14 protein-coding genes are annotated in these 15,805 nt (G+C 48.2%); 9 read left to right on the top strand and 5 right to left on the bottom strand.

What is annotated here, in order from left to right:
- Nucleotides 1-90 precede the first annotated feature (90 nt).
- From ICC18_RS15140 to ICC18_RS15125, 4 genes are all read left to right on the top strand, one after another.
- A complete protein-coding gene (locus tag ICC18_RS15140) occupies nucleotides 91-1,869 on the top strand; it encodes a cache domain-containing sensor histidine kinase (protein WP_188175249.1) in 1,779 nt (592 codons plus the stop codon).
- On the top strand, nucleotides 1,866-3,467 hold the full coding sequence (locus ICC18_RS15135; RefSeq protein WP_188175248.1) for a response regulator: 1,602 nt from the start codon (nucleotides 1,866-1,868) through the stop codon (nucleotides 3,465-3,467). Before ICC18_RS15140 ends, ICC18_RS15135 begins: the two co-directional genes overlap by 4 nt.
- Nucleotides 3,468-3,778: 311 nt before the next feature.
- Nucleotides 3,779-5,353 (top strand): glycoside hydrolase family 43 protein, encoded by a 1,575-nt coding sequence (locus ICC18_RS15130; RefSeq protein ID WP_188175247.1) that lies wholly within the window; start codon nucleotides 3,779-3,781, stop codon nucleotides 5,351-5,353.
- A 255-nt stretch (nucleotides 5,354-5,608) separates the two neighbouring features.
- Nucleotides 5,609-6,448: a putative protein N(5)-glutamine methyltransferase gene (locus ICC18_RS15125; RefSeq protein ID WP_188175246.1), complete on the top strand. Its 840-nt coding sequence runs from the start codon at nucleotides 5,609-5,611 to the stop codon at nucleotides 6,446-6,448.
- A gap of 224 nt (nucleotides 6,449-6,672) precedes the next feature.
- On the opposite strand, the gene ICC18_RS15120 is transcribed toward ICC18_RS15125, so the two are convergent.
- Complete coding sequence (locus ICC18_RS15120; protein ID WP_223192571.1) at nucleotides 6,673-7,635, bottom strand: CapA family protein; 963 nt, start codon at nucleotides 7,633-7,635, stop codon at nucleotides 6,673-6,675.
- Between the two features lie 593 nt (nucleotides 7,636-8,228).
- Between ICC18_RS15120 and ICC18_RS15115 the strand changes: the two genes are divergently transcribed.
- Nucleotides 8,229-8,405, top strand: a complete 177-nt coding sequence (locus ICC18_RS15115; RefSeq protein WP_188175245.1) for a hypothetical protein — start codon at nucleotides 8,229-8,231, stop codon at nucleotides 8,403-8,405.
- Nucleotides 8,406-8,622: 217 nt separating this feature from the next.
- On the opposite strand, the gene ICC18_RS15110 is transcribed toward ICC18_RS15115, so the two are convergent.
- Complete coding sequence (locus ICC18_RS15110) at nucleotides 8,623-9,009, bottom strand: MarR family winged helix-turn-helix transcriptional regulator (RefSeq protein ID WP_223192570.1); 387 nt, start codon at nucleotides 9,007-9,009, stop codon at nucleotides 8,623-8,625.
- Between the two features lie 334 nt (nucleotides 9,010-9,343).
- On the opposite strand from ICC18_RS15110, the gene ICC18_RS15105 reads away from it, so the two are divergent.
- From ICC18_RS15105 to ICC18_RS15090, 4 genes are all read left to right on the top strand, one after another.
- Nucleotides 9,344-10,039, top strand: coding sequence for an ArsR/SmtB family transcription factor (locus ICC18_RS15105; RefSeq protein ID WP_188175243.1), 696 nt, complete (start codon nucleotides 9,344-9,346; stop codon nucleotides 10,037-10,039).
- 17 nt (nucleotides 10,040-10,056) lie between these two features.
- Nucleotides 10,057-11,367 (top strand): MFS transporter, encoded by a 1,311-nt coding sequence (locus tag ICC18_RS15100; protein ID WP_188175242.1) that lies wholly within the window; start codon nucleotides 10,057-10,059, stop codon nucleotides 11,365-11,367.
- 44 nt (nucleotides 11,368-11,411) lie between these two features.
- Nucleotides 11,412-11,861 carry an NUDIX hydrolase gene (locus ICC18_RS15095; RefSeq protein WP_188175241.1) on the top strand — a complete coding sequence of 150 codons (450 nt, stop codon included), beginning with the start codon at nucleotides 11,412-11,414 and terminating at the stop codon, nucleotides 11,859-11,861.
- A 67-nt stretch (nucleotides 11,862-11,928) separates the two neighbouring features.
- Nucleotides 11,929-12,255, top strand: a complete 327-nt coding sequence (locus ICC18_RS15090) for a metal-sensitive transcriptional regulator (RefSeq protein WP_188175240.1) — start codon at nucleotides 11,929-11,931, stop codon at nucleotides 12,253-12,255.
- Nucleotides 12,256-12,368: 113 nt separating this feature from the next.
- Here the strand turns inward: ICC18_RS15090 and ICC18_RS15085 are convergent, their stop codons facing one another.
- The 3 genes from ICC18_RS15085 to ICC18_RS15075 all read right to left on the bottom strand — a co-directional run bounded on the left by ICC18_RS15085 (nucleotide 12,369) and on the right by ICC18_RS15075 (nucleotide 15,604).
- Nucleotides 12,369-13,166: a DUF2935 domain-containing protein gene (locus ICC18_RS15085; RefSeq protein WP_188175239.1), complete on the bottom strand. Its 798-nt coding sequence runs from the start codon at nucleotides 13,164-13,166 to the stop codon at nucleotides 12,369-12,371.
- Nucleotides 13,167-13,426: 260 nt separating this feature from the next.
- On the bottom strand, nucleotides 13,427-14,302 hold the full coding sequence (locus ICC18_RS15080) for a pentapeptide repeat-containing protein (protein ID WP_188175238.1): 876 nt from the start codon (nucleotides 14,300-14,302) through the stop codon (nucleotides 13,427-13,429).
- A gap of 249 nt (nucleotides 14,303-14,551) precedes the next feature.
- Nucleotides 14,552-15,604 carry an LLM class flavin-dependent oxidoreductase gene (locus ICC18_RS15075; protein ID WP_188175237.1) on the bottom strand — a complete coding sequence of 351 codons (1,053 nt, stop codon included), beginning with the start codon at nucleotides 15,602-15,604 and terminating at the stop codon, nucleotides 14,552-14,554.
- Nucleotides 15,605-15,805: the final 201 nt, after the last annotated feature.

The raw sequence follows: 15,805 nt of genomic DNA, 5'->3' as shown, positions 1-15,805 counted from the left end.
TTACCTCTTAGTAGAGGCATGGCGGTGCATGATGGGCTTAGTGTATGATAAGAGCAGTACCCGCAAGCGATAGAGAAAGGGGGCCAGATCTTGAAAGAAATCCGGCTTTTCAGGCTGCGCAAGAGCATATTCGCCAAGTTCACCTTTTCGTTCATCACGGTGGGTTTGATACCGCTTTTGATTTTAAGCTTCTTCTCGCTTAACACGTTCGGAAATTACATGGAGAGATACTCGATCAACAATTTCGAGCAGATGGTCATATATGCGGGAAAGAATATAGATGACTTTTATAACAAGTACAATAATATTTCCAAGCTGATGTATTCGTTAGGCCAGCAAGGGAGGTACGGTCAGTTCCAGGAGCTTATTGCAGAGCAGTTGTCGCTGGAGGATCCCCTGCTGGCCGTCACGGTGGATAATTTTCTTCAGACCGTAGTGGCCACCGATATCCATATCCGGAGCGCGGCATTTGTCTTTACTGACGGCAAATACCAGGATTTGAGCCGGGATGGAAGCCGGATCGATTTTCGGGCTGAGTATCCTCCTCAGCAGTGGAGGAAGGCGTTATCGGAGAACCCGAAGCAACTGGTATTGTTCCCAACTCACAAACAAGAATATTATTTGGAATCCAACACTTTGGTGCTGACATTCGCCCGGAATCTGATCGATGTGGCGGGAAGCCCGGGATTGGATGGAAATGTGGTGGGAAGCTTGTACATGGACATCTCCCTGGGAGCTTTCGATGAAATCTTCCAACACCTGACTATAAGCCAAGAGGACGGCATGTATGTGACGGACCAAGAAGGACGGATTCTTTATAGCAACAAACCCGAGAAGATCGGTCAGATTTTCCAGGCAACAGATTCGGAAGTGTATCATTATGTAAGCCACGATATGCCGGGCTCGGCATGGCATGTCGTCGGGGAAGTGAATAAAGATAAATTGTTTGATAAGATCAACCAGATCAAAAGTACGATCGCCATCGTGATCGGACTGTGCATCTTATCCCTTGTGGCGGTGGCCGTCTGGTTCTCGAACAATCTGTCCAATCCGATCCGCAACATTATCCGGCATATGGCCCGGGTGGAATCCGGCGCTTTCGATACCCAGGTCCAGATCCGATCTGCGGACGAAATCGGAATGCTGGCCAGAGGCTTTAACCGGATGACCGATCGTCTCCGAAGCTACATTGATGAGGTGTACGTTGCCCAGATCAAGCAGAAGCAAGCTGAGCTTACGGCTCTCAAGAGTCAGATCCGCCCCCATTATCTGTACAACACCCTGGAAGTGATCCGGATGAGTGCTGTGGCCAATGACGATGAGGAAGTGGCCGACATGATTCTCTCCCTCTCCCGCCAGCTGAAATATGTGCTGGATTACGGAGAAGAAACGGTCACCTTGTTGGAAGAGAAGACGAATATCGAACAGTATTATCGTCTGATGGAGCTGAGGTACGGGGACCACCGCCTTGCCATGGATCTTCGCATCGACGGGGACCTTCTGGGATGTTTGCTGCCCAAGCTATCCATCCAGCCCCTTGTGGAGAATGCGATTTACCACGGCATCATGCCCAAGTCCGGGAAGGGAACGATCCGCATATCGGCTGAAAAGGATGAGGACCGGCTGATCATTACCGTGGACGATGACGGTGTCGGCATGGAGGCGTCGAAGCTGGAGCGGGTAAGGGACAAACTCAAGGGACAAACGGCGTCGGAACCCGGTAGCGAGGGAATCGGGGTCAAGAACGTGCATGACCGGATCTCTGCACTGTATGGGACCGAGTATGGAATTGAACTGAACAGCACCCTGAAAATCGGAACCTCCGTCCGGATGATCCTACCGTACCAGAAAGAGGGGAAAGAACAATGATTACTGCCATTCTGGCCGATGACGAGCCGATTATCATCAAGGGTCTGAAGAAGCTGATCCCCTGGGAACAGCAAGGCATCCGGATCGTCGGAGAGGCCTGGACCGGACGGGGACTTATGGAGCTCATCGAGAGAGAACGTCCCTCGCTTGTTATCACCGATATCAGCATGCCGGATGGCACCGGCATTGACGTGATCAAGGAAATCGAACGCCGAGGACTTCGGACCAAGGTGATTTTTATTAGCGCTTATCAGGAGTTCTCCTATGCGAAGGAAGCATTAGCTCTCGGGGCAGTGGATTATCTGGTCAAGCCAATCGAGAAGGACTTGCTGCTGGATGCGGTCCAGCGGGCGGTATCCGAGCTGATGGAGGAGTCGGAGGAGCAGCATTCCAAGAGCAAGCTGGCTGTTTATGAGCATAAGGACAGGAAAACCCAATTAGAGGAACTATTCGACCGACTGCTGGACGGAGATATTCGGCAAGCTGACGCTGAAGAGAAGCTGCGCAGCTTGCACTCCGGCTGCATCCACAACTGTTATACCGTCCTGCTGATGGAGCCGGAACAGCCTGCGGATGATAGCCGGTGGGGGGAGCATGAGAAGCGTCTTCTGCTTTTTGCGGTAGGGAATATGGCTGAAGAGCTCATGCGGCGCAGCTCGGCGGGTATGATTCTCCGCAAAGGGGACCGGCTGTGCGCTGTGGTGAACCACAAAGATGAGACCAGGATGGAAGGGCTGGCCGACGATATCATTCGGAATGCGGAAATCTATCTGAAGATCGTCCTGACCGTCGGTATCGGAGAGCAGGTTTACGGAGCGGAGGGAATTAAAGGATCCTACCGAACCGCGGCGGAGGCGCTTGGACAAGCCTTTTTCTCGGGAGTGGGCAAATCTATAATCTGGTCCGGGGATTATAAAGCAGCGCCAGTAACGGAACGGGAGCTGGGGGACTCCAGGCAGAGTGCATTGCAGGCACTGCTGGCCAAGGACAGGTCCCGCTTGACCGTGGAGCTGGACCGTCTCTTGGGACTCATCGCCGGGTACTCGGCCGGCAGTCGGGAGAAAGCGGTAATGGCCTGTTATGCCACGTTGATCGAGTGGTCAGAGGGGCTGGAGGAGGTTGGAATCATGCAGGGAGAGGCGGGCACGAAGGATCAGGGACATCTGACCGCCATGCAAGCCGTTGGCCGGTACGAAGAGCTGCTGGAATACGTCCGGGAGATGGCCGACGAGCTGTTCAGGCGGCTTTCGACGGGCGGGAGCGGTAAAGATACGCAGCAGCTCCTGACCGTAAAGGAGTTTATCGAGACCCACTATATGGAGAATATCACCCTTGAAGGGGTAGCCTCAAAGATCTATATGAATCCCTATTATTTCAGCAGCTTCTTCAAAAAGCATACGCAGATGAACTTCAAGCAATACTTGACCAAGGTCCGTATGAAGCAAGCCGTGAAGCTGCTCCTTCAAACCGATATGATGGTTTATGAGATTGCAGAGAAGGTAGGCTATAATAACGCGCGGCAGTTCAGCGACATGTTCAAGAAGTACTATGGGAAGCTGCCGCAGGAATATAGGACGCAGAACGGGCCAAAGATGTAGCGGACAGGACATGAGAAGACAAGAGTATAACAGCGTTCAGGGAGCAGAAGCCGGCAGGCTAGGTACCTGAACGCTGTTTTTTTTCATTATTAGGATTTGGAATGCCCCTTCCTCATGAGAAGCTAGGGGCTTCTTCTCCACCGCGGTTTTTGTCGTAGTTCTGCAAAAACAGCAGGAATATCTTAAAAAACTTCATTTTTGTTGTCGAAAAGATAATTATAATTAATAACAAAATGATTAGTTTTTGTATTATGAGATCAAGGGATCGGAAAATGGCGACTTTATTGGTAACAAGGAGGAGACATCGACACATGAAAATTCACAATCCTATTCTGCGCGGATTTAATCCCGACGCATCGGCCATCCGGGTGGGCGAAGATTATTACATTGCGACTTCCACCTTCGAGTGGTTTCCGGGCGTCTTGATCCACCATTCCAAGGATCTGGTTCACTGGAGGCCGCTCTCCCGGCCGCTCAACCGGGTAAGCCAGCTGGATCTGCGGGGGGTTCCAAGCTCCGGAGGCGTCTGGGCGCCGTCCCTGAGCTATGACAACGGCACTTTTTACTTATGCTTTACGAATGTGGTTGGACGCAAAGGCGTTTACAAGGATCTTCACAATTACATTGTGACGGCATCGTCAATCGAAGGGCCTTGGTCCGAGCCTATCTATTTGAATTCCAGCGGATTCGACCATTTTTTGTTCCATGATACGGATGGCCGCAAGTATTTGTTCAATATGCAGTGGGACTTCCGCAAGAATAAGAGCCGGTTTGCCGGAATTATCATGCAGGAATACAACCCGGAGGAACGGAAGCTTACCGGACCGGTTAAGCTGGTCACCCAAGGGACGGATCTCGGTGTGACCGAAGGGCCGATGGTATACAAGAAGGACGGCTTCTATTATCTGCTTCTTGCAGAAGGCGGAACCGGCATCAACCATGCAGCTACGTTGATGCGGGCGGAGTCCGTGGACGGACCGTATGAGGTGGATCCGGATTATCCCATCTTAACAACGAGAAACCACCCGGAGCATCCGCTCCAGAAGGCGGGTCATGGTTCCTTGCTGGAAACCCCCAATGGAGAATGGTACATGGTGCATATCTGCAGCCGTCAGTTGCCCGATGGCAGCGGCCTCAGTCCGCTTGGCAGGGAGACCTCCATCCAGAAGCTGGTCTGGACCGAGGCCGGCTGGCTTCGCTTGGCTTCGGGAGGGAAGCTTCCGGAGCTTGCGGTTCCGGCGCCAGAGCTTCCGTCCCATCTGTTTCCGGAAGAACCGGAACGGGACGATTTCGATGCCCCCGCCCTCAGCGTTCATTGGCACACTCTCCGGATTCCGGCGAATGAATCTTGGCTAAGTCTGAAGGAACGCCCAGGATTCTTGCGGCTTCGCGGACAGGAGTCGCTCTATTCGCTGCATCGTCAAAGCATGGCGGCACGGCGCATCCATAGTTTCCAATGCGAGGTGGAGACCTGTGTCGAGTATGAGCCCGTCCACTTCAACCAAATGGCCGGTCTGGTGCTCTACTATGACGATCAGGACCACTATTATCTTCGAATCAGCCATGATGAAACGCTGGGCAAACACTTGGCGATTATCGTCAGCGATCAGGGCCAATACGATGAACTGGACCAAAAGGTTTCCATCGCAGGGTGGGAGCGTTGTTATCTGAAAGCAACCATAGATGGAGTGACGCTCCAGTTCCACTATTCGAAGGATGGCGCAGAATGGAACACCATCGGACCTGTTCTTTATATGGGGCTGTTAGCCGACGAATACAAAGGCAAGCTCTCCTTCACCGGCACCTTCGCAGGTCTTTGCGCCCAGGATATAAGCGGAACCATGCTCCATGCGGATTTTGATTATTTCGATTACCGGGAGCTGTAATGCGTTGAGGACGTAAAGTGTCCATAGCGTTCGATGTGCAAAAATGCATAACCCTTTCCTTGTAGAATTAGAGTAATTAATGGAATAAGCTTAGTCTTGAGCTGCTTTGGCTATGGACTAAGCTTATTTACGTTCAACGGGCAGCAGGGTAGTTCCCTTTAACTAATTTGTACCTATCCGGTAAACGACGACGGGGATAAAATGATTTATATGACAAAGTGATAAAATATAATCGTTCCGAAATGAGGCGAATTTATGGACTTGAAGCATGCCGAGGCAGGATCATTTGTCGGTGACTTTCATGAAGATTCCATTTGTACAATCATCGTTACCAGGCTTAGGGCCGCCGGTTGTGTTTTCGCCGAAGAAGAGACCCGGTTGCTCATTTCCGCAGCACGAACGCCGGCCGACCTATCCGCCATGGTGGATCGGCGAGCCGCTGGTTTGCCACTCGAGCAAGTCATCGGCTGGGCGGAGTTTTGCGGTCTACGGATTGCGGTGAACCCGGGAGTCTTCGTACCCCGGCACCGTACCGAGTTTCTTGTTCGCCAGGCTGCCGCCCTCGCCCGTTCAAGAGCCGTAGTGGTAGACCTGTGCTGCGGATCGGGCGCGGTGGGCGCCGCGCTGGCCGCTGACCTGGAAAAGATCGAGTTGTTCTCCGTTGACATCGACCCCGCTGCGGTACGGTGCGCCCGTCGCAATGTCACTGCCGTCGGTGGTCAAGTGTACGAAGGTGATCTCTACGAGCCGTTGCCCGCTACATTGCGGGGCCGCGTCGACGTTCTAGTCGCTAACGCACCCTACGTACCAACCGAGTCGCTCAGGCTGCTACCCCCGGAGGCCCGCATACATGAGGCGCGGGTGGCGCTCGACGGGGGTGCGGACGGGCTTGATGTCCAGCGACGGGTGGCAGCCGAGGCGCCACTCTGGCTGGCACCGGGCGGTCACCTGCTGGTCGAGACGAGTAAGCGGCAAGCGCCGAAGACCGTCGAGATCTTCGCTTATAACGGGCTGATCCCGCGGGTGGCCAGTTCTGAAGAACTGGACGCCACTGTCGTCATCGGAACCAGAAGCTTTCCAGAGCCGATCGGATAGCTAGCCTGTCCATATACTGCTCTTACATCTTTGGCCCTCAAGAAATAATGCTTGGCAGTGAGATGGCAGTTCATTTGGAGCGCGTCAGCAGTTTGCCTAGTGAAAATCCGGTATGAATGCAAGAGAGGATTAGACGCACCCTTTAATAATTGGGGAGAGGGGGCTTGACCGACATCATACTAAAACCAGTCTAACACTTTATTTTTCGTGTTTTGGCTGGTTTTTTATTTTTTAGGATCCTGCATCCGGACATTCGGGCCATCCATTGTCACGTCGTACGATATCGACTCCAAATACTTATACTGTTTGTTCACGTACGCTTCGTCCTTAGGAACGATTTGGTTCTTCTCGATGTAATATGGGCGAAAAGACATTTCGATTCGATCGTCGTGAATTGTCAAATGAAGCAGTCCCGTATCCGCCTTCCGACCGCTTACATAGTCAGGAAAGAGGAAATTTCCAATAGAATATGCGATCGGCTTTTCTTTGTAAAACTCAAACCCCTGCAGTACATGCACATGGCTGCCAACGATTGCATCCGCACCTGCATCGATCATTTGGCGAGCATAATCTCGCTGCCACTGTTCGGGACGGTTATTCATTTCTATTCCCCAATGGATATAGACCATCACATAATCGGCATCCTTACACTCCTGGGCGATGGCATCCAGCACCGGTTTTTTATCGTACGCTTGGGCGACACCCGGCTTACTCACCCCTGCAAACCACTCTACTGTAGGAATGAAGCGTGAGAACGCGAGAAATTTTACCTTTCTCCCCTTAATAATGACGCTCTTCGCACTATACGCTTCCTTCACATTAAGTCCGCCCCCAACATAAAGTAGCCCCGCATTGTCCAGATTATCGAGCGTGTCTAGAAATCCATTTTGTAAGAAATCCATAGAATGATTATTGGCGACCGAAACCATGTCAAACCCTGCATTTTTTAGCCCGATAAGCGATTCCGGATTGGATTTGAAATTATAAATCTGGTTCGTATCTTTGTTATTCGCGAGCGTAACAGCAGTTTCAAGATTGACGAAAGCAAAGTCAGCTTTTTCTACTTCTGCCTTCACATGCACGAAAGGAAAATCGGGACCGAGCTTTGTTACTGCTTCTTTTACAGACCAGTCGAACATAGCGTCTCCGGCATAAATGATATCGATCGGTTCAAGATGTTGGATCATGGAGTGGGGAGCCGATGGAACTGATGCACTTGGCTTTGGAGTAGGGCTGGTAAGAGGATCAGGCTTTTCGTTGGGTGATGGACTTGGGTTTGCATGTTCGGAGGATACTGATTGTTGTAGTAATGGTATCTGAGTTGTGATTGCGGAGGCGGAATTATTGTCAGCAGCTTGACAACCATATAACAAAAAAACAGCCGCCATGAGGCAGTGCAGCAGCGTTCTGGGCAACGAAACCCACTTCCTTTTCAGAATTCAATATGTGAACTATCACCATGATATCTATTGTTAATTATAACAATCACTTCCTAAAAAAGGTATCGAATGCTGAGTTGAAGAAAAATAAAAAAATGCCGAATTATGCTTTCATTTTTATGAAAATAAGCGAGTTAGCTCTATTTACAGAGAGTGGCTGCATCTTGACGATAAATTGTTTAGATACTATACTAAATATGAGGATAATTAAAATGTTGCTAATCTGGGGTGGTAGATAATTCAACCTCGGCGGCTCGAACGCAACCTTCCCCTTTATTTTTTTTGACATATCGTTTAGCAACTATACTATGTAGACGGATTACGGTGACGGGAGGACTCGTATGATGGGGCTGACAAGCTTGCTTGCTCGCCGCGCAAAAAATCTGATGGATGAGACGGATTCTATAGACATTTCCATTATGCTGGGATTAGGGGACCATCACGGGAAAGCCGCAATCGAATGGACGATCGATAATTTAGGCATGAAATATGATGTGATTTCGATTCGGCAGCGGTGACCGGATTGCTCAAATGGATGAGAGCATCGGGAGCGTTCCGATTATTGAAATTTAGGCCGATTCGCAATGCCATCGTACAGTTGTTTGGCAGCAAGATGCGAATCGGGCAAGAAATATTTGCCGTTAAAACGCGAGGCAGAAATTACCGCCAAGGTTGCTGCTGCTGTAGCAGCTGTGGTTTACCGTTCTTCGGGATATTCGGATTTTCTGGTGAAAATTATTTCTGCATAAACTCATTCAATTTTTGAATGCATTTTTCGAAAATTCGGATTTCTTCTTCGTCTAATTGAGCGCTAAGCTCCTTGTAAAAGTTCAGATGCACATCTTCATGGGCTTGGTAAGCACTTTTTCCCTTTTCGGTTAGAGAGATCAATACAGCCCTGGAATCATCCGGGTGAAGAGAACGCTTAACAAGTTCTTTGGCCTCCAGACGGCTGAAAAGCTGCGTCACTGCTCCTTTCGTTACGCCGAGACGGGAAGCGAGCTCGCTCATCAGGATGCCGCCTTCGTAACCGATGGCGTCAATCGTGTGAATTTCACTTGGCGTTAACGGGCCTGCGTCCCCAAAGTTGCGGGGATGGCGTTCAAGTCTTTGGAGTTGCATAATTAATCGACCTAAATGATGGCTTCCCGTTTTTATTCGGTGTATGTGATTTGATTGTTGAGATATTTTCTTATCCATGGTCTTCGATTCCTTTTCCCGTTATAGATGCCGTTGTCCGTACGTCTACGACTAGAATCATACTTTCGTCGATCATCTTATTTGCCTTTGTCGCTTTTGCATAACGATTGTAGTTTAGTATATAAACCATTTTCTTGTCAATGTTAGCAGATTATCTTGGAAACCGAATATGAATGATAGTCCTTGACACTAATGAGTGGTGGTTTTAAAATTATAACTATTCAACAAAACAATTGAATAGTTGAGGTGGATTGTTGTGAACTTAGAGCGAAAATGGAAAGATCAACTTTATCAGGAATTTGCTCGCATTGGTAAGTGTCTATCTAGTCCGAAACGGTTGGAACTGATCGACTTACTTGCTCAAGGCCCCAAATCTGTAGATCAACTATCTAAGGCAACCGGAATGAGTATTGCAAATGTATCGCAGCACTTGCAAACGCTGCATGAATCAAGATTGGTTAGATTCAATAAGAAGGGTAACTTTGTCATTTATGAAGTCGCTGAGCTATCTGTCGCTGATTTTATGGTTTCCTTACATCGACTCAGTGAAAAGCAATTAGTGGAGATTCAGCGGTTAAAGACTGATATTTTGCAACATCACGCAAGTATGGAACCCATTTCTTTGGAAGTGCTTATGGAACGGATGGAAAGAGGAGAAGTTTTATTGTTAGATGTGCGCCCAGAGGATGAGTATGTAATGGGCCATATCCCAGGGGCTATTTCAATACCTATTGGAGAATTAGAGAAACATCTTGCGACTTTACCAGTCAATAAGGAGATTGTGGCGTATTGCCGAGGTCCTTATTGTCTAATGTCTGCTCAAGCTGTTGAAATTTTGAAAAGCAAAGGTATTAAAGCTTCTCGTATAGAAGAGGGCGTACACGAATGGAAGCGTTACGTCGAGCATTCAAATAAATCAACACAAGGAAAGGCATCTTATATTAACAATTAGAAAGGTGGTTCTAAGCGATGACGCATGAACCCCGTATTATAAGAGACAGCCATTTTCGAGGTTATGCCGATTCCCAAGATATGCAGCAGGAGTTGTATAGGCGTTCTTTGCTTGTTGTAGTCATATCACAAATTTTTGGGGGTGCGGGGCTTGCTGCAGGTGTAACAGTCGGCGCACTTCTTGCACAGGATATGTTGGGAACAGAAAGTTTTGCAGGTGTTCCCGTCGCCTTGATCACTCTTGGTTCTGCTATGGCCGCTTTGCTTGTTGGGCGTCTTTCACAACGTTACGGGCGCCGGTTTGGGCTTGCTGCAGGATTTTTGGCAGGCGGCATTGGTGCTATTGGGGTCATATTGGCTGCTGTAAGTCATAATATCGTACTTCTGTTTACATCGCTGCTCATTTACGGTGCAGGCACGGCTACAAACTTACAAGCACGTTATGCAGGAACAGATTTAGCTAAGCCTACCCAGCGGGCAAAAGCGATTAGTATTGCAATGGTCTCGACTACTTTCGGTGCGGTTGCAGGTCCTAACATGGTAGATGTTATGGGCCAATTTGCAACGTCAATCGAAGTCCCTGCCCTTGCGGGTCCTTTTATTTTAGCGGCGGTGGCTTTCATCCTTGCAGGGATGGTATTTCTGATTTTCCTACGCCCAGACCCATTCATTGTCGCGAAAGCTATAATTAAAGCGCAGTCAGATCGGAGCCAATCAACCGCCACGCAAACGAATTCGGATAAAATTAACTTCAGAGGCTTAATTGTTGGGGCAACAGTAATGATCTTAACTCAAATCGTGATGGTCGCAATTATGACAATGACGCCGATACATATGAAGCATCACGGGCATAGTTTGGGAGAAGTAGGATTAGTAATAGGAATCCATATTGGCTCGATGTATTTCCCTTCCCTCATTACAGGCATTCTAGTTGATAAGATCGGTCGCACAGCCATGTCAATAGCTTCGGGAGGTGTTCTACTGACTGCTGGTATAGTTGCAGCTGTAGCGCCTGCAGATTCTATCTTGGTACTTATAATCGCTCTAGCATTATTGGGACTTGGTTGGAACTTTGGCTTGATCAGTGGTACAGCACTTATCGTGGATGCTACTGATCCTGGAACTCGTGCAAAAACTCAAGGAACGCTTGATGTATTAATAGCACTAGCCGGGGCATCGGGTGGAGCACTATCCGGCATGATTGTTGCTCATTCCAGCTACGTAACGCTATCGCTTGCTGGAGGAGGCCTCGCACTTCTACTAATTCCAGTCGTTATATGGTCCCGTTATGAAAAATCACACCTTCACAAACGAACATATATTCGCTAAAATAATTATGGATGGGCTTACCAAATATGAAAGGATGCTGATCCGTGTTTAGGGTTGACGTGGCATACGCTTTAATAACAAATGTGGAGCAAGACAAGGTATTAATTGTTAGAAATATACATTCTTCAAGCTGGTCATTGCCAGGTGGTGCAGTAGAGATTGAAGAATCATGGTCTTCGGCAGCTATCAGAGAAACAAAAGAAGAAACAGGTATTGAGGTTGAATTATTGGGTATTTGTGCAGTAAACGAGTGTTTTTTTGAAGATAAAGGTGAACATGTAGTATTTGTAACCTTTAAAGCAAAGACCAAAAAAGAGGATATTATGATTGCACGGCCTCATGAAATAGCCGAAATAAAGTGGGCAGATCTTGATGAAGCTGATCAAAAAATGCCTTATTACAAATATGGTATAAAAAAGCTAATTGAATCTGATGTAATTCCTTATGATTTTCAAGGCAAACAAACCTTAATAACATACAATTCATTGAGCTAACATTGTATGCCATTTTACATAGGGTACGGGGAGTTGGTATACTAAGGGAAGAAAGGAGGTCGTTTTAATGGAACATGTACACGAAGGCCTCGACGATTCCTGTCATTCCTCTGGTGAGCGTAAAAGCCATCATTCAGACAAAACGAAGAGTAACCTAATAAGCAGATTAAATCGTATCGAAGGGCAAGTTAGAGGCTTGAAAGGCCTTATTGAGAAAGATACGTACTGTGACGATGTGCTGAATCAGATAGCTTCTGTTCAATCTGCTTTAAATGGTGTGGGGAAGTTGTTGCTTGAGCATCACATGAAAAGTTGTGTCATTGAACGTATTCAAGAAGGCGATGATGAAGTCATCACGGAACTTTTAACCACTATCAATAAACTGATGAAGTAGATACATGATAAAGAAGTGCGAAATGCTTAACTATAAAGCAATTCGCACTTCATTTTTATTAACTGACGTTCAGGATAGTCAGGCGTCTTCGCGTTTAAGTAATTCAAGATCGTTTAGGGAGTTCCTGGAGAAAGAGATTGTTCAAGCATATCAATAATGAACAAAAATCTTTCCGCTTCACGAAACACGTGGTCAGCGAGTAATGGATGAATTATACTTTTAATACGACAAGCCTCGATTAATTCTTTAGCGGTCTTTTTAAAATCACGCAGAGAAACGACGGAAATTCGATTCTGGTCAAGGAATTGGTCAAGAAGCGGTTGTGTTTGTGATTGTGGGCGCATTCCACTTAAATCTATGGCTTGAAATAGCAGTTGGTCAAAATCGTGGCTAAAGTTCCGCGCTTGCTCTACCAGCTGTCTTTCAGATGGGTCAAGGAGATGCCCTATGAACTTTGCGTGGTCAGCCATAATCCGTAAAAAGAATACATTTTCATCTATAATCGCATCGGGAAGCGGTTCTAATCTGCCTGTATTCAATTCCTCTAATCGATTTCTAAAATAATTGGCCTCTCTGCTTATATGGTCTACTAACAAAGGGAAATTGTTTCCACCGGGAAGTTTACATTGTATGATGAGTCCAAGAACCTTTCTTTTAAAAGCCCAAATTTGAGTTGCTGCCGAATGTACTTCCATGTTAAAGCGTCTAATTTGTTCAGGGTCAGTTATTTGGGTAAATGAATGGGATTTGCCTTCAATTTGCTCAAAAATACTAAAGAATTGATTTGCTTCTTGGATGAGTTGCGTATCTTCGCATCGAAATCCCAGTTTCAAGAATAAGGAATGTTCTTTCATTATACGTGACCAGAATCGAATCTCATCTAATGAACGCATGACAAACTCATTTGACAATTCGGACACTCTCCTCTCAAAGTGCTCTAATACAACAAGTATAATGAGCAGAAGAAGAGTATATGACAAATGCAGATAAAATAGGATAACTAATTATTTAAACATTCGGATACGATAGGAATAACTAAGGGGCTGTCCCAAAAGGAGGAAATTCCCCTTGAGAGACAGCCTCTCTCACGCCAAATGCGGTGAAACGACTTGAATTTCGGGCAAATGACTTCCACCTTACAGGCGCTGCGGGTCAAAGGCGCCCAATCGCTTTATGCTTCAAAGGTGGACCAGTGCGTAGGGCGAGTGAGAGACGGCGGCAACTTTGTGTCGACATCACCCTTCGCCGCGTTGAGCTGGGCTTGGGTGAGAAAGATACTTTCCGTGAGGTCGGCACCTCTGAGGTCAGCGTCTCGGAAATCAGCCCCGATGAGATCAGCCACTCTCAGGTCGGCGCCTCTGAGGTCAGCGGCAATCAGGTAGGCTCCCCTCAAGTTGGCACCTCTGAGGTCGGCTCCTCTAAGATTGGCACCGATAAGGTCGGCTCCTCGGTCGTAGGTCTTCCGACGACCTAGGGAGCCCTTCTGCTGGCGAAGGGCTTCGGCTCGAACGAGTTCGCTCGTCCGTAGGAGCAGAGCATTGACGTCTGCTCGGTGTGCGGCCACATCCATTTCCAAGAGAGAGTCGGGACCGAGGTGAGTGAGGCGTTCCGTCTCGTCGAGCGCGAAGCTGAGCGCACCGTGGATCGGACGGGCCGGTTGCAACGTCAGCGCTTCGGTCAGATACCAGAGGAGCTCGTGGAGCTGCCGCATGATTGGGAACACCTCGAACATTTGTTTAGCGGATTCTGGAGCTTGCCGCCAGTCGTGTCCGCCGAAGGTAATTTGGGAAATCTTTTGTCCCGCGCCGAAGCAGTCATAAACAGTGCAACCCCGAAAGCCCCGCTGCCTGAGGCTGTTGTGAATGCCGCAACGGAAGTCCGATTGGAGGTTTTGGCAGGGCTGCCCGGCATCTTTGTCGATCGCGAAGTCTGCCGTAGCCGCGAAGGGCAGCGCGACACAGCACAAGCCGAAGCAGTTCTCGCAGTCAGCTTGTAGACTGAGGCGGCTCCCTTCGGGAATTCCTAAATTTTCGTGATTCTCAGACATTACGTGGTTTCCATCCTTTTCATTTCTTATGTATAAAAAATGATTTCATATAAAAGTTAACCCAAATATAGAATCTAAATATTAATTAGTCAACGGTACAAGATAATTAAAACAAAACTTACCATTTAAACGCTTTATACTAAAAACGGACATGCTTAAGAACCTTCCATTTTATGATGGAAGGTTTTTCTTTTACGGCCTTTTCGATATACAGCCAAAGGCGGGCTGCCGCGCCTAGAGAAGCTTGTCTTATTTCTTTGCCTCGTTTCGGGCAAGCTCCTTGCGTACGATTGGTGCAACCCTGGTGCCGAGCAATTCGATGGCACGCATGACTTCAAGGTGCGGCATCGTGCCGACATTTATATGCAGGAAGAAACGAGTAACCCCCAGATTATTGCGCAGTAGAATAATCTTTTCCGCGACATATTCGGGATCGCCGACATAGAGGGCGCCGCGAAGGCTTCGTGCAGTATCATAAGTTGCGCGGGTGTAATTCTGCCCCCAACCCCGTTCACGCCCGATGACATTCATTTGGGCCTGTGTTGAAGGGAAGAATAAATCGGCAGCCTGCACGGTTGTCTCGCCGACAAATCCGTGCGAGTGTGTGGCAATCTCCAGCTTGTCGGGATCGTGTCCGGCCCGCGCAGCAGCCTCTTTATAGAGTGCGACTAAAGGAGCAAAACTTTCTGGCATTCCGCCGATGATGGCGAATGCGATCGGAAGGCCTAACATTCCTGCTCGAACAGCTGATTGTGCAGTTCCTCCGCTTGCGATCCATACCGGCAGCGGGCTCTGAACGGACCTGGGATAGACGCCAAGGTTATTGATGGCAGGACGATGACGGCCGCTCCAAGTCACCTTCTCCGAGGATCTGATCGCAAGCAGCAGTTCAAGCTTTTCATCGAATAATTCGTCATAATCGTCGAGGCTGTATCCAAAAAGCGGAAAGGATTCAATGAACGAACCCCGGCCAGCCATAATTTCGGCACGGCCGTTAGAGATGCCGTCGAGGGTCGAGAACGCTTGATACACACGAACCGGGTCGTCTGAGGACAGCACGGTAACGGCACTCGATAGCCTTATCCGCTTGGTCCTGGCAGCCGCAGCTGCTAGCACAACGGCGGGCGAGGTGCCAGCGTAATCGGCTCGATGGTGTTCCCCAATTCCATAGACATCCAAACCGACTTGATCGGCCAGTACGATCTCCTCAACAGCGTTGCGCAATCGCTCGGCATGGCTGATGACCTCTCCTGTCACCGGATCCGGAGTAGTCTCCAAGAATGTACTGATTCCTATTTCCATGTTTGTTGCCAGATCGGCCATTTTGATTCGCCTCCTTCATTAACTATAGTTTACTCATTTTTTTATTGTTTCTCAAATATAGTAAGTAATTAGCCTATGGAGGAAACACTTTTTAAAAAACGAATGGTGGTTTCTGACTTTCACTGCCGCAAATATTTTCTGGGTATACATTACAGTTGTTGTCTTAGACAATTTATATAA

The organism is Paenibacillus sedimenti (assembly GCF_014534655.1).
GTDB classification, from domain to species: Bacteria; Bacillota; Bacilli; order Paenibacillales; family NBRC-103111; genus Paenibacillus_E; species Paenibacillus_E sedimenti.
The sequence above is the reverse complement of the archived record's forward strand: the minus strand, read 5'-3'. Positions and strand labels throughout refer to the sequence as shown.

Excerpts from the sequence above, each read along its gene's own strand:
- ICC18_RS15130 (WP_188175247.1), top strand. The coding sequence starts at position 3,779 with ATGAAAATTCACAATCCTATTCTGCGCGGATTTAATCCCGACGCATCG.
- ICC18_RS15110 (WP_223192570.1), bottom strand. The coding sequence starts at position 9,009 with ATGCAACTCCAAAGACTTGAACGCCATCCCCGCAACTTTGGGGACGCA.
- ICC18_RS15120 (WP_223192571.1), bottom strand. The coding sequence starts at position 7,635 with ATGATCCAACATCTTGAACCGATCGATATCATTTATGCCGGAGACGCT.
- ICC18_RS15115 (WP_188175245.1), top strand. The coding sequence starts at position 8,229 with ATGATGGGGCTGACAAGCTTGCTTGCTCGCCGCGCAAAAAATCTGATG.
- ICC18_RS15125 (WP_188175246.1), top strand. The coding sequence starts at position 5,609 with ATGGACTTGAAGCATGCCGAGGCAGGATCATTTGTCGGTGACTTTCAT.
- ICC18_RS15080 (WP_188175238.1), bottom strand. The coding sequence starts at position 14,302 with ATGTCTGAGAATCACGAAAATTTAGGAATTCCCGAAGGGAGCCGCCTC.
- ICC18_RS15090 (WP_188175240.1), top strand. The coding sequence starts at position 11,929 with ATGGAACATGTACACGAAGGCCTCGACGATTCCTGTCATTCCTCTGGT.
- ICC18_RS15075 (WP_188175237.1), bottom strand. The coding sequence starts at position 15,604 with ATGGAAATAGGAATCAGTACATTCTTGGAGACTACTCCGGATCCGGTG.
- ICC18_RS15100 (WP_188175242.1), top strand. The coding sequence starts at position 10,057 with ATGACGCATGAACCCCGTATTATAAGAGACAGCCATTTTCGAGGTTAT.
- ICC18_RS15135 (WP_188175248.1), top strand. The coding sequence starts at position 1,866 with ATGATTACTGCCATTCTGGCCGATGACGAGCCGATTATCATCAAGGGT.